This is a genomic window from Streptomyces sp. RB17, assembly GCF_009604455.1.
In the GTDB taxonomy this organism is placed as follows: domain Bacteria; phylum Actinomycetota; class Actinomycetes; order Streptomycetales; family Streptomycetaceae; genus Streptomyces.
Genome location: NZ_WEGL01000005.1, coordinates 229,780 through 242,538, shown reverse-complemented (window position 1 = coordinate 242,538; position 12,759 = coordinate 229,780). Strand labels below are relative to the sequence as shown.

The 12,759-nt window shown below is 71.7% G+C and carries 10 protein-coding genes; 3 read left to right on the top strand and 7 right to left on the bottom strand.

Annotation, left to right across the window (positions count from 1 at the left end; translation table 11 throughout):
• Nucleotides 1–69: 69 nt before the first annotated feature.
• Nucleotides 70–699 carry an MBL fold metallo-hydrolase gene (locus SRB17_RS22815; RefSeq protein ID WP_153541686.1) on the bottom strand — a complete coding sequence of 210 codons (630 nt, stop codon included), beginning with the start codon at nt 697–699 and terminating at the stop codon, nt 70–72.
• A 354-nt stretch (nt 700–1,053) separates the two neighbouring features.
• Here SRB17_RS22815 and SRB17_RS22810 point away from each other — a divergent pair, with 354 nt between their 5' ends.
• Nucleotides 1,054–1,974, top strand: coding sequence for a DUF1918 domain-containing protein (locus SRB17_RS22810; RefSeq protein WP_153541684.1), 921 nt, complete (start codon nt 1,054–1,056; stop codon nt 1,972–1,974).
• A gap of 221 nt (nt 1,975–2,195) precedes the next feature.
• Here the strand turns inward: SRB17_RS22810 and SRB17_RS22805 are convergent, their stop codons facing one another.
• On the bottom strand, nt 2,196–2,873 hold the full coding sequence (locus SRB17_RS22805; protein ID WP_153541682.1) for an ArsR/SmtB family transcription factor: 678 nt from the start codon (nt 2,871–2,873) through the stop codon (nt 2,196–2,198).
• 50 nt (nt 2,874–2,923) lie between these two features.
• Here SRB17_RS22805 and SRB17_RS22800 point away from each other — a divergent pair, with 50 nt between their 5' ends.
• Both SRB17_RS22800 and SRB17_RS22795 read left to right on the top strand, forming a co-directional pair.
• Nucleotides 2,924–4,318, top strand: coding sequence for an MBL fold metallo-hydrolase (locus SRB17_RS22800; RefSeq protein ID WP_323376114.1), 1,395 nt, complete (start codon nt 2,924–2,926; stop codon nt 4,316–4,318).
• Nucleotides 4,315–5,577 carry an MFS transporter gene (locus tag SRB17_RS22795; RefSeq protein WP_323376113.1) on the top strand — a complete coding sequence of 421 codons (1,263 nt, stop codon included), beginning with the start codon at nt 4,315–4,317 and terminating at the stop codon, nt 5,575–5,577. The genes SRB17_RS22800 and SRB17_RS22795 overlap by 4 nt, the downstream gene beginning before the upstream one ends.
• A gap of 6 nt (nt 5,578–5,583) precedes the next feature.
• Here SRB17_RS22795 and SRB17_RS22790 read toward each other — a convergent pair whose 3' ends face one another.
• The 5 genes from SRB17_RS22790 to SRB17_RS22770 form a co-directional block, all read right to left on the bottom strand.
• Nucleotides 5,584–6,999, bottom strand: a complete 1,416-nt coding sequence (locus tag SRB17_RS22790; protein ID WP_153541678.1) for an FAD-binding oxidoreductase — start codon at nt 6,997–6,999, stop codon at nt 5,584–5,586.
• Between the two features lie 36 nt (nt 7,000–7,035).
• A complete protein-coding gene (locus SRB17_RS22785) occupies nt 7,036–8,118 on the bottom strand; it encodes a class I SAM-dependent methyltransferase (RefSeq protein ID WP_153541676.1) in 1,083 nt (360 codons plus the stop codon).
• Between the two features lie 33 nt (nt 8,119–8,151).
• On the bottom strand, nt 8,152–8,421 hold the full coding sequence (locus SRB17_RS46485; protein ID WP_153541674.1) for a hypothetical protein: 270 nt from the start codon (nt 8,419–8,421) through the stop codon (nt 8,152–8,154).
• A 200-nt stretch (nt 8,422–8,621) separates the two neighbouring features.
• Nucleotides 8,622–11,369, bottom strand: coding sequence for a phosphoesterase (locus tag SRB17_RS22775; RefSeq protein WP_153541672.1), 2,748 nt, complete (start codon nt 11,367–11,369; stop codon nt 8,622–8,624).
• 7 nt (nt 11,370–11,376) lie between these two features.
• Entirely contained in the window at nt 11,377–12,747 is a 1,371-nt protein-coding gene (locus tag SRB17_RS22770) for an ABC transporter permease (RefSeq protein ID WP_153541670.1), read from the bottom strand.
• Nucleotides 12,748–12,759 lie beyond the last annotated feature (12 nt).

The window sequence follows — 12,759 nt, the reverse complement described above, 5'->3', positions numbered from 1 at the left end:
CCCCCGGCCGCAGCGGAGCGGACGGCGGTGATCCCGAGGGCAGGCATCGAAGCGGTCCGGTCACGGGGGTCACCGCGCTCGATGACGTGCGGAGAGGACGTACGTTCGGCCCTCACAGCCCCACTCCCCGTACTCGGGGGTCAGTCCGGCGTCCATGGCTCTCAGACACGGTCGGCCGATGTGCGCGTACACCAGGCGTCCGACCCGGTTCCGAGCCGCCAGTTCGCCGACGTCCCGTACGGGGGCGTGCCCGCCCACTCCGCCGCTAAAGCGGATGGGGCGGTCCCAGGACGAGGCCTCGGCGAACATCAGGTCCGCCGCTGCCGCCCAGGCCGGGAAGGTCCGGAACTCCGGTGCCCACACCACCGCCCCCGGCTCTGCCTCGATGCGGTAACCGCAGGTGGGATGGGAGGTGTGGGCGACCGGCAGCGCGTGGATGCGCAGCGTGCCGAGGTCCATGTCCGTCATGTGTGGCTCCAGCCCGCGCTCGGCGGCGAGACGCCGCAGGGCGGAGCGCAGTTCGGCGTGCTCGTCGGTGACGAGCCAGGCGTCCAGCCGGCCCTTCGGCGGCTCCGCGCCGGGGCCGCCGTCGAATGCGACGCGATGACGGCCGTACGCGACCAGCAGACCGGCCGGCGCGAAACGCGGAGACGCCATGGCGCCCACGCCCAGCAGCGTCAGCCGGAGCCGAAGCGGCATGCCGTCACCTCCCGGGCTCGTGACCTGTCCATCGTCGCAGGCGGGCGGCAACCGTGAACTCGCCGGAGCCGAGGACGAACACGCCGGTGCGCCGCCGGGAGGTGATCGGTCGGCTTCCCGGACCGGACGCCGGTCCCACAGGGACGTTCGGCCCTGTGACCGATGGCCTGCGCCGCTCGATGGTGGGACGGGTGGGGCATCCGGCACGGCGGCTGGCCGGACGCCGGGCGGCGTACCAGTCGCCGGACCGGGGCGGGCCGGGCCATGGTCGACCTCGCCACCCGCCCCCGTGCGGCGATGTGTCCCGCGTGGCAGGTTGGTATACAGCACGACTCTGAGGAGAGGGCGGCGATCATGCGAGCTCACCTCGGCGACCAGCTCATCGTGGAAAGCCCGGCGACCGGTGCCACCAGGCGCGACGGCGAGATCGTCGGACTCCACCATGAGGACGGAACACCTCCCTACGAGGTGCGCTGGTCGGACACGGACGAAGTGACCCTGGTCTTCCCGGGACCCGACGCACACATCCGTCCCCTGTACCACGAGCCGGCCACGCCCCCACACGAGCCACGACCGGACACGGGCGAAGGGACCTTCGTGTCCCCCGCCGCCCCACCGCAAGGAGCGGCCAACCCTGGCGACATCGGCCGGCGCGTGGCCGCCGAACGCCGCAGGCGGGGCCTCACCCGTGAGGAGACGGCGGGCCGCGCCCGGATGTCGCCGGACTATCTGGCGTACCTGGAGGAGCGGCCCGCCGACCCGACCCTGGCGACGCTCGTCAGGCTGGCCGACGCGCTGGGCACCACGGTCGCCGCCCTGCGCGGCGGAGGCATCGATCTCCCACCCGGTCAGGGCCACGCGCTGCTCCGTCCCGAGCTGCGCGACCTCGGCCCGGAGGAATGCCGCGCGCTGCTGTCGACGCACGGCGTGGGACGCGTCTCGGTGTCGACGTCCGACGGCCGCCCGGCGGTCGTCCCGGTCGACTACGACGTCGTCGACGACGCCATCGTCTTCCGGACCGCACCCGATTCCGTGGCCGCGGCGGCCGCGGAACGGGACGTCGCCTTCGAGGTCGATCACCTGGACGAGGCCCTGAGCCAGGGCTGGAGCGTCCTCGCCGTCGGCCCGGCGAGCGTCGTGACGGATCCGGACACCGTACGCAGACTCACCCGGCACGCCCACTCCACGCCATGGGCGGGTGGTGCACGCGCGATGTGGGTGTCGATCCGGCCCAGGAGCCTCACGGGCCGCCGGATCGGTCCGGCCGAGCGCTAGAGGATTCCTTGGGCGCCCCTGGAACAGAGCCGACCGCATCATTACGCGCCCGTCAGGGACCGGCGCCGTGCCATGGCGCGTCGGGGCGGGTGGGATGCGCGGCGGCGGCGAGCCGCAGAGCGCAGGTGTGTGGTCCGGTGCCGGGGACGGCGCCGTACCGACGTGCCGAGAGCCCCGCTAGCGCTCGCCGGCCGGCCCGGGTTGCGACGGGAGTGCGCCGCTCATGCCGGCTCCGCCGCGTCCACGGGCATCTCGGCCAGGCGCCATTCCAGCATGCCGTCGCTGAGGCGGACGGCGCGGCGCCCGCGGTCGGTCAGGAGGCGAACCGCGTCGTAGGCGAGGACGCAGTACTCGCCGCGGCAGTAGACGACGATCTCGGTGTCCTCGGACAACTCGTTGATGCGGTCGGCGAGTTCATCCACGGGGAGGGAGATCGCGCCGGGGATGTGCCCGGCCCGGTACTCCTCGACCGGCCGCACATCGAGCACCGTCACCTCGCCCGCGGCGACGCGGGCGCGGAGTTCCTCGCGGCCGACCTCCGCGGCGCCGTCGTCACCGAGGTAGGCGTCGCGGGCGGCCGGCACGGCGGCCTGGTGGTTCTCGGCGACCTTGCGCAGCAGCGCGAACAGAAGGGCCACGTCGTCACCGGCGAGCCGGTAGTGGATGCGCACGCCCTCCCGGCGGGTGGCGACGAATCCGGCCTGCTTGAGCGTCTGCAGGTGCGCCGACGCGGTCGTGAGGTTCAGCCCGGCCGCCTTCGCGAGGGCGTCGACGGTCCGCTCGCCCTGCGCCAGCAGATCGAGCAGTTCCAGGCGTTTTCCGCTGGCCAGCGCCTTGCCGCTGGCCGCGAACGCGTCGTACAGCTGCGCCTTCGAGCCGGTTGCCGTGGTCTCCGCCATACAGTCCTCCATAAATCCATGGAATATAGTAGAGGATGGGAGGGCGATATGTGTACCGGACCTTGGAGGAAGCCGTGGGCTTCGCGGACGAGCATCTGATTCCGCTGGTGGACGAAGGGCTGGGCAACAGCGCCTACCTCGTCGACCTGGGCGACGGTCGTGCCCTGGCCGTCGACGCGAGCCGCGATCTGCGCGCCCTGCACGCCGCCGTCACCCGGCGCGGGCTGCGTGTCGCGTTCGCGGCCGACACGCATCTGCACGCCGACTTCCTCTCCGGTGCCGTCCAGCTCGGCCACGACCACGGGGCCACCGTGCTGGCCTCCGTCGCCGGCCGCCGCGCCTTCCCGCACCGGGCTCTCGCGGACGGCGACGAGGCCGACCTGGGCGGGCTGACGCTGCGCGCCCTCGCCACCCCCGGGCACACCGACGACCATCTGTCCTTCCTGCTGCTGGACGACAGCCGCCCGCTCGGGGTGTTCACCGGCGGCTCGCTGATCGTGAACTCCGCCGCGCGCACCGACCTGCTCGGCGCCGCACGCACCGAGGAGCTGGCCCGCGCGCAGTACCGCTCCCTGCGGCGGCTGACCCGGCTGCCGGACGAGACCGCGGTATGGCCCACCCACGGAGCCGGCTCGTTCTGCTCGGCCCCGCCCGGCGCCGCACGCACCACCACCGTCGGCACCGAGAAGCGGGCCAACCCGCTGCTCGCCGCACCCGACGAGGACGCCTTCGTGTCCCGGCTGCTCGCGAGTCTCGGCAGCTACCCCGCCTACTTCGACCGGCTCGCCGAGCTCAACCGGCGCGGCCCCGCCGTGCTGACCGCCACGCCGACGCTGCCCGCCCTGGACACCGGGCAGGTGGGCGCGCTGCTCGCCGACGGCGGCCATGTGGTCGACGTCCGTCCCGCGGCCCGGTACGCCTCCGCCCACATACCGGGCTCGCTCTCCATCCCGCTGCGTGGCCAGTTCGCCACCTGGCTGGGCTGGCTGCTGCCGAGCGAGGCGCGCATCGCCTTCGTGGCCGACGAGGAGCAGGATCTGTCGGAGATCGTCTGGCAGGCGTACAAGATCGGTTACGAGCGTCTCGCCGGCTGTCTGTCGGGAGGCATGACCGCGTGGCAGGAGGCCGGCCTCCCCACCGCGGCCACCGCGTTCGTCACCCCCGACCGGGCGCCGGCCGCCCCGTACCTCGACGTACGGCAGACGGCCGAGTACTCCGCCGGACACGTCCCCGGCGCCGTCCACCTCGAACTCGGCGCCCTCGCCGCCCATGCCGCCGAGGTTCCCGGGGGCGCGGTGGTGGGCTGCGGGCACGGGGAGCGCGCCATGACCGCGGCCAGTGTCCTGGAGCGCGCCGGCCGCACGGGCCTGACCGTGCTGAACGGCGGCCCCGGCGACTACGCCGCCGCCCACGGCCGCCGGCTCACCGAGGGCGCCGCCCGGTGAACGCGACCACCGAGTCCGCGGCCGGGCCTGTCCAGCTGGGACTGCGCGAGAACTGGCCGCAGTTCACGCTGCTCGTCGTCGTGAACGTCTGCGTGGGCGGCCTGGTCGGCCTGGAACGCACGACGGTCCCGCTGATCGGCGCCCGCACCTTCGGCCTGACCGATGACCTGGCCGTCTTCTCCTTCATCATCGCCTTCGGCCTGACCAAGGCCCTCACCAACCTCGCCGCCGGCGCGCTGACGGCCCGCTACCGCCGCAAGCAACTCCTGGTGACGGGCTGGCTCATCGGCATCCCCGTGCCGTTCGCCCTCGCCTGGGCACCGTCCTGGGGGTGGATCGTCGCCGCGAACGTGCTGCTGGGCCTCAACCAGGGTCTGACCTGGTCGATGACCGTCAACATGAAGATCGACCTCGTGGGACCGGCCCGGCGAGGACTGGCCATGGGCCTGAACGAGGCGGCCGGCTACACCGCCGTCGGCACCACGGCCCTGGTCACCGGCTATCTCGCCACCGCGTACGGCCTGCGTCCGGTTCCGGAACTCATCGGTGTGGTCTTCGTCGCCGCCGGGCTGGGCCTCGCCCTGACCGTGCGGGACACCGCCGCGCACGTCGCGCTCGAACTCTCCCGGCACCCCGAGTCCCTGCCCGCCGGCGAGAGCACCGCCCTGGCCGCCGTCTTCGCCCGGACCTCCTGGCACCACCGTTCCCTGCGCGGCGCGAGCCAGGCCGGTCTGGTCAACAACCTCAACGACGGCCTCACCTGGGGCGTCTTCCCCCTGCTCTTCACCGACCACGGTCTCGGCCTCGCCGCCGTCGGCCTCATCAAGGGCCTCTACCCCATCCTCTGGGGCCTCGGCCAGATCCCCACCGGCCACCTCTCCGACCGGGTCGGCCGGAAACCGCTCATCGTCATCGGTATGCTGACCCAGGCCGCCGGATTCGTCCTTGCCCTCGCCCTGTTGGACACCCCTCTCCTGGCGGGCGTCCTGTCGGCCGTCGCGCTCGGACTGGGCACCGCCATGGTCTACCCGGCCCTCATCGCCTCGGTCTCCGACCACGCGCACCCCGCCTGGCGGACGGGCGCGCTGGGCACCTACCGCTTCTGGCGTGACATCGGCTACGCCGTGGGCGCCCTCGTCGCGGGCATCCTCGCCGACGCCCTCGGCCTGAACGCCACGGTCGTCGCCGCCGCGGCTCTCACCGCCGGCTCCGGTCTGCTCGCCGCCCGCTGGATCAGTGAACACGACGCCGGCCGCTGACGCGGCTCACGGCAGGTGCGCCGGTCGGTCAGGGGCCGGAGGGATGTTCTGGTTGGCGTGGAACAGGTTGTCCGGGTCGTAGGCGCGCTTGACCGCAGCCAGGCGGTCGTAGTGGCCGCGGTAGGTGGCCCGGACCCGTTCCTGGCTCTCCCCGGGGCCGATGAAGTTGACGTAGGAGCCGCCCATGGAGTGCGGGTGCAGGTCGGTCCAGTAGTCGACGCACCACTGCCGGATCGCCTCGGCGTTGGCGGGGTCCGGGTCGATGCCGGCGATGATGCCGGACCAGACGGCGTCCCGGTGGGCCCAGGCCGCGTCGTCGGCGCCGGCCTGGTGGGCCGCGCCGTCCACCGGGTACAGGTGCATGGTCGACAGGCCGGTCGGGATGTTCTCGCCGTACTTGTGGTGCACGTCGATCGCTGCGTCGGGGATGGTCTCGAAGCAGTCGCCGCGCCAGTACCACTGCAGTCCCTCGGGGAGCAGCTGGTCGAACATGGTCTGCAGGGCGGGGTAGGGCATGGGGGTGGTGAAGTGGAAGGCCGGCGGCGCCGGCTCGTTCACCACGGCGAACACCTCCGTCAGGCGTTCGTCGGAGAGGTCGCCCGTGTAGCACCACACGACCCCGCACATCTTCTGACCGTGGAGCGGCTCGGGGAAGGGCGGGCCGGGCGGTACGACGAGGAGGGCGAAGAACCCGCTGAGCTCGTCCGGCGCGGCGGGCAGGAACTCCCGGTACCAGCGCAGTACTTCGGGCGTGCGGTCGACCGGCCACACCGTCACCGCGACCCCGACCGCGGACGCCGGGTGCAGCCGGAAGGTGAACGACGTCACCACGCCGAAGTTTCCGCCCCCGCCCCGCAGCGCCCAGAACAGGTCCGGGTGGCTCTCCGGGGACGCGGTGACATAGCTGCCGTCGGCGAGGACGACGTCGGCCGACAGCAGGCTGTCGACGGTCAGGCCGTACCTGCGGGTGAGATGGCCGTGGCCGCCGCCGAGCGTGAGACCGCCGACGCCGGTGGTCGACACGATCCCGGCCGGCACGGCCCGCCCGAAGGCGTGTGTCGCATGGTCGAGGTCGCTGAGCAGGCTGCCGCCGCCCACCTGGGCGGTGTCCGTCTCCGGGTCCACCCTGACCCAGCGCATCGGCGACAGGTCGAGGACGAGTCCGTCGTCGACCAGGCACAGACCCGGGCCGCTGTGTCCGCCGGCGCGCACGGCGAGCTCGGTGCCGGTGTCCCGCGCGAAGGAGATCACCGCCCGTACGTCCGCCACGTCCACGCACGGGGCGAAGGCGGCCGGCCGCCGGTCGATCATGGCGTTGTAGATGCTGCGGGCCGCGTCGTAGCCGGGGTCCTGCGGTGTGATCACGGATCCGCGCAGTGCCTCGCGCAGACCGCCGACCGTCGTTTCGTCGATCGTGTTCATGGCCGAGTGCCTTCTGAGAGGTGCGCATCCTGTCGGTCAGCGCTTGGTCGCCACGTAGTAGACGTTGAGCGGGTCGCCCTCCACGGCCTTGATGTCGATGGACCCGAAGCCCGCCTCCTCGAGCATCCGCACGGCCGTCTCCCGGCCCCAGACCGAGCCCAGGCCGGCTCCGCCCGTGCTGAGCGAGGTCGTCATGCAGTAGAAGACGGAGAAGCAGTAGAGGGCGGGGGCGAAGGGATGCCCGATGTTCTGCTCCAGCCTGCTGGAGGCGGCGATGTCGCCCATGAGGAAGGTGCCTCCGGGGCGCAGGGCGCGGGCGATCACCGCGAGGGTCTCGGCCGGCCGGGCCAGGTCGTGGATGACGTCGAAGGCGGTGATGAGGTCGTACTCGCTGGTGATCCGTGTCGAATCGGCGACGGTGTAGTCAAGGTTGTGCAGACCGGCGACCGCCGCCTCGGCCCGGGCGGTCGCGATGGCGGCCTCCGACTGGTCCAGGCCGTGGAAGCGGCTCGCGGGAAACGCCTTGGCCAGCACGAGCGGGGCACGGCCCTGCCCCGTGCCCACGTCGAGAACGTCGAGGCCGGCCCGCAGCCGCTCGGCGAGCCCCGGTACCAGCGGCACGATCACATCGACCAGGGCGGCGTCGTAGACCCGGGCGGTCTCCTCGGCCTGCAGCGCCTGGAAGCGGGGATACGCCGAGTACGGCACTCCCCCGCCCCTGTGGAAGCACCGTACGACCCGTTGTTCCACCTCGCCCATGAGCGCGACGTACGGCATCATGGCCGCCACGTTGTCCGGGCCGGCCGCCGTGGTCAGCGACGCGGCGTGCTCCGCCGGCAGCGCGTACGTGTCCCCCGCCGGGTCGTACTCGACGAATCCGCCGACGACCATGCCGCCCAGCCACTCCCGCACATAGCGTTCGTCGAGGTCCGCCGCCTCGGCTATGGCGGCACTGGACGACGGGGGCAGGGCGGCCAGGGTGTCGAACAGGCCGCACTGGTGACCGACGCTGGTGAGCAGGGCCAGGGCCGCTTTGTTGAGGACGTCGAGCATCTCGGCCGCGAACGCCTCCTGCCCGGCGGGATCCGGTGGTGCCTGCCGCTCCTGGGAAACGGACATGTTTCCTCCCTCACCGGTGAGCTGCGGCGTGTTTCACCGGCGGTGCGGTCGCACACTGCCCGCAAAGCCGCCTCTTCGCCAGGCTATGCCCGTACGGGATCCCCGCACCTCACGAACCAGGGACGCCTGCCGAAGCCACGGCCGCACGGCCACGGCGGCGACGCCGGCCGCCGGCAGCCCGCGAGCCAGGAGCTCCATCTCCGGGAGCGTCCCTCGGAGGTCACCGCTCAGCACCTGGCTCAGCAGCGCCTTCGCGTTCACCAGGTCGACGCCGAGTTCCGCCCGCGGCACCCGCACGATCACCGCGCCCTTCGCCGACGGCCCGCGAACTCGCAGCGTCGCCGGCCCGCTCCGATCAATTCCCTTGTGCCGGCGTCACGTCGGCGGCATCAGGAACCTTCTACGTCGACCTGACCGTCGGCGGGGCACCGAACATGCATGGAACGTCGAGGCCCCTTGGCCGGCGTGCAGCCGGCCAAGGGGCCTCGACGGGTCAGCCTGGGTCAGCCGTCGGACTCCGACGACGGGATGTAGGCGCCGGGAACGTCGTTCGGTGCGTAGATCTTCTTCTCACCGGGGTACGGCGTCTTCCAGTTGTGCGTCTGGTACCACGTGAAGTGGTTCATCTGCTCGGGGTTGGCGTAGTCGGGCCTGGCCTGCGGACCGGTCAGCCGCTGCTTCGCCTTCCAGGCGTCCCACTCGGCGGCGAGGTTCTGCATGTCCGCCGGCACCTTCGTCGCCGGTACGGCCGCCGCCTTCGGGTCCTGCGCCGCCGGGGTGTCGACACCGCAGGAGGGCGGGGTCTTCAGACCGTCGGTCAGCGAGGTCCGGTTCGGCTGCGCCGTGAACGGCGTGTAGTCCGGGTGCTGGGTGAAGGCGCCGCGCATCGGGGTGGCCGCGCTGTCCTTCTGGTTCATCGGGTGGATCCCGAGGATCTGCTCGATGGTGCGGATCATGGTGATCTGCGAGTAGTAGTGGTTGTCGACGGTGCCGTGCTGGGCGAAGGGGCTGATGATCTGGATCGGGGCACGGTGGCCGTCGACGTGGTCGAGGCCCGCCTGGGAGTCGTCCTCGACGACGAAGATCGCCGAGTCCTTCCAGTACTTGCTGTGCGAGATCGTGTCGACCATCTTGCCGACCGCGAGGTCGTTGTCCGCCACCTGGGCCGCCGGGCTCGCCGGACCACCGGTGTGGTCGTTGGAGAGCCAGAACATGTTCAGGTTCGCCGGGCCGTTCTTCTCGAAGTCCTGCTTCCAGATCTCGTACTTGTAGATGTCCGGGACACTGGTGTCGAACATCGGGAAGCCGGGCACCGACACGTCGTTGAGCGACGGGATGGCCGAGCCCGTCTGTATCGGGTAGGCGGTCTTCTGGCCGGTCGCGGCCATGTTCTTGGCGTCGCAGTACAGGTTCTGCCAGGTCGCGTCGGACGGCTTGTTCTCGATCGACTGGAACTCGCCGAAGTCCCGGACGGTCTTCCCGGCCGCCTGCGCACCGGTCCAGATGAAGCCGGTCTTCTGGTGGCCGAGCGCGTCGTTCTCGGTGTCGTAGCTGCGCGCGTACTCACCTGCCGAGGACTCGGTGTACTCCGGGTCGTCGGCCTGCATCAGCCAGTTGTGACCCTCGGCGGAGTTCGTGCCGATGTCGTAGGTGTTGTCGTACAGCCCGAACTGCTTGGCCAGGGCGTGCTGGTTCGGCGTCACGTTCTCGCCGAACTGCGTCACGGACGGGTCGCCGTTGCCCTCCGGCACGTCGCCGAAGACCTGGTCGTAGGTCCGGTTCTCCTTGACGATCAGGAAGACGTGCTTGATCGAGGAGGGGTCGCCGAGCCGCTGCGGGACCGGCACCGGCCGGGCCTTGCTCCCGCCGCCGGCCAGCGAGACCGAGCCGGGGGTCCACCCGTTCTGCTGGAAGACCTTGGCCGTCTCGGACCTGATCACGCTGTCGTCCGGCAGCGTGAACCGCGTCAGGCTCGAGGTCGTGTCGTGGGTACCGTGCCCGGCGGGGTTGTTCGGGCGACGGGCGTCGATGCCACGGGTGTTGGAGACCAGCACCTGGTTGCCGACGGTGGTGATCTCCGACGGGAAGTAGTCCGTCGGGAGCAGACCGACGTAACCGACCGGCTCCTGGGGGCTCTTGTACCGGTAGACGGCGACCGCGTTGGCCCTGCCGAGCGTCACCAGCAGCCGCCCGTCGTCGGTGAGCGTCACCGCGTTGGGCTCGTAGCCGACCTTCGCCTCCGGCCACGGCCGGGTGTCGATGGTCTGCACGACCTTGTTCTTGCCGGTGTCGATGACCGACACGTTGTTGTCGGCGGTGTTGGTGACGAACAGCGCCTTGCCCTTGGCGTACAGGGCGGTCGGGTGCAGACCGACGTCGATGCTCGACGGGGCGGCCTGCGGGTTCGCCAGGTCGATGACGCTGACCGTACCGGTGGTGGTGGCACCGGTCTTCGGGTCGGCCGGCACCTGGGTGCCGTACGAGTTGATGGTGGTCTCGCCCGGCTTGGCCGGACGGCCGCCCTCGTTGCTGACGTAGAGCTTGTCGCCGACCTGGACCATGTCGCGGGGCGCGTTGCCCACGGTCCAGCTCTGCTTGATGGCGCCGGTGGCCGCGTCGATGGCGACGACCCGGTTCTGGCCGTTGACCGCGGAGTACACGGTGGAGCCGTCGGCCGAGAACACCGCCTCGCCGACCAGCGCGTGCTTGGACCCGTCCGCCGGGATCGTGATCGACGTCGGGTTGCTGACCGTGCCGTCCGGGTTGACCGTGAACCTGGTGTAACCGTCGGTCTGGCCCAGCCACAGCTGCTTGCCGTCGGGCGAGTACGTGGGGCCTTCCTGGCCCACGGAGTTGCTGCTCAGGCGCGGGGTCGACGAGGCGGCGGTGCCGACGACCTGCTGCACCTTCCAGTTCTTCACGTCGACGATGGCCAGCGCGCTGCCGCCGTCGGTGACCGAGGCCGCGAGGTGGGTGCCGTCCGGGCTGGGCGAGGACGACATGATCTTGCCGTTGTTGATGACGAGGCGCTCGCCGTACGGGGCGATGTACTGGTCGCTGGAGATCACCTGGCCGCGATCGGTCGTCTGGCCGACCTGGTCGGTGCCGAACTGGTGCGTCTGGGCGTAACCGACGCCGGCGGTGACGGCGAGGACCACAGCCGTGGCCCCCACCGTGAGGGCGCTGCGGCGCCCCACTCGTCTACCGCGGAACTCCGTCTCCACCGGTCGGCGGTTGCGGGTTACCTGCATGGGAAAGTCATCCCTTCGAGGTGCTGAGTAGTTCGACGTTGCCGTCGAACTGCCAAAGTGGGTTCGGTGCATCGCCGGTCGGCGTCCGCACCAGGAAGTAGCCGTTCACTTCCTTCGGTCCGTCGCCGTCGGCGACGAACCGCCCGTCTGAGGTGACGTCGAGTTGGTAGACGGCCGTCCCGGTGGCCTCGACGCCCGGGAGATGCCAGGACACGACGCAGCGCCAGTCGTTGCCGGGGCCCTCGGCAGCGACCCTGACGCTGCCCTTGTCGCACGTCGCCGTGGCCTTCAGCTGCGCCTCGGTGACGTCGGGACGGTTGAGCTGCTTGGTCTGCAGGCGATAGAGATGGGCGAACTCCGTGGCGAGGGAGCGCTGCACCTTGTCCTGCGAGATGCCGGAGCCCATGGCCCCGGTCGCCGAGGCGACGACGGCGACGGTCAGGCCGGCCAGTCCGACGAGCGGCAGGAGACCGGCGGTGACCGCGCGGCGGGCCGAGCCGTCGACGGTGAGATTCGTGAAGTCGCGCCGCAGGAACAGCAGGTACGCCAACGTTGTCGCGAGCAGGGCCCACACCAGGCTGACCACGACGCCGATGAGGAGCGGGCCGAGCTGTGCCGGGCCGGTGAACAGGCCGTTCCAGGCGATGAAGGCGTAGCTCGGCAGGGCGAGGCGTACGGCGACGGGGAGCGGCAGCATCTGGGCGAGCTGCATCGCGAGCGCGACGATCGCCGGCAGCAGCAGCCCCATCGGGGACCGTCCCAGCGCGACGGACCCGAGGAGTCCGATCGCGGCGAGGGCCAGGGTCGGGGCGAGCACGCACACCCAGGCGAGGGCGACCTTGCCGGCCGCGTCCGACGGCGTCAGCTGGTGGCCGTCGAGGCCGACCAGCGGCCGGTTGCCGACGGCCAGGAGACCGCCGGCCGCGCTGGAACAGGCCAGCCCGGCCACGAGCAGCAGGATGACGGTGAGGCTGGCCAGCGCCTTCGCCGCGAAGATCCGCCGTGGCGAGCGGACCGCCACGAGCAGGTGCCGCCAGGTGCCGAGCCGGTCCTCGGAGGCGAACACGTCACCCGCGACCACCGAGGTCAGCAGCGGCAGCGCCCAGGTGCCCGCGAACCCGAGCATCACCAGCGGTCCGGCCCATCCTGTGGCGAGCATCCAGCGGCCGAAGAGGGTGTCCGAGGGGAGTGTGCTCTGCTGGCCCACCGCCGCGACGAAGAGCGCCGGGGCGATCCAGCAGGCGAGCACCAGCAGGCGGACGCGCCACTGCGAGACGAGCTTGACCAGTTCGAAGCGGTAGCCGCGGGCCACCGAGACGCGGCCGGCGCCGGTGGACCGGTCGGGGGCGGGGGCGGGGGCGGGGGCGGTGGCGGTCATCGGCCGGCCTCC

Bases quoted from the DNA above. Each gene is read 5' to 3' on its own strand.
- SRB17_RS22775 (WP_153541672.1), bottom strand. From the start codon at position 11,369: ATGCAGGTAACCCGCAACCGCCGACCGGTGGAGACGGAGTTCCGCGGT.
- SRB17_RS22805 (WP_153541682.1), bottom strand. From the start codon at position 2,873: ATGGCGGAGACCACGGCAACCGGCTCGAAGGCGCAGCTGTACGACGCG.
- SRB17_RS22770 (WP_153541670.1), bottom strand. From the start codon at position 12,747: ATGACCGCCACCGCCCCCGCCCCCGCCCCCGCCCCCGACCGGTCCACC.
- SRB17_RS22815 (WP_153541686.1), bottom strand. From the start codon at position 699: ATGCCGCTTCGGCTCCGGCTGACGCTGCTGGGCGTGGGCGCCATGGCG.
- SRB17_RS22790 (WP_153541678.1), bottom strand. From the start codon at position 6,999: ATGAACACGATCGACGAAACGACGGTCGGCGGTCTGCGCGAGGCACTG.
- SRB17_RS22810 (WP_153541684.1), top strand. From the start codon at position 1,054: ATGCGAGCTCACCTCGGCGACCAGCTCATCGTGGAAAGCCCGGCGACC.
- SRB17_RS22785 (WP_153541676.1), bottom strand. From the start codon at position 8,118: ATGTCCGTTTCCCAGGAGCGGCAGGCACCACCGGATCCCGCCGGGCAG.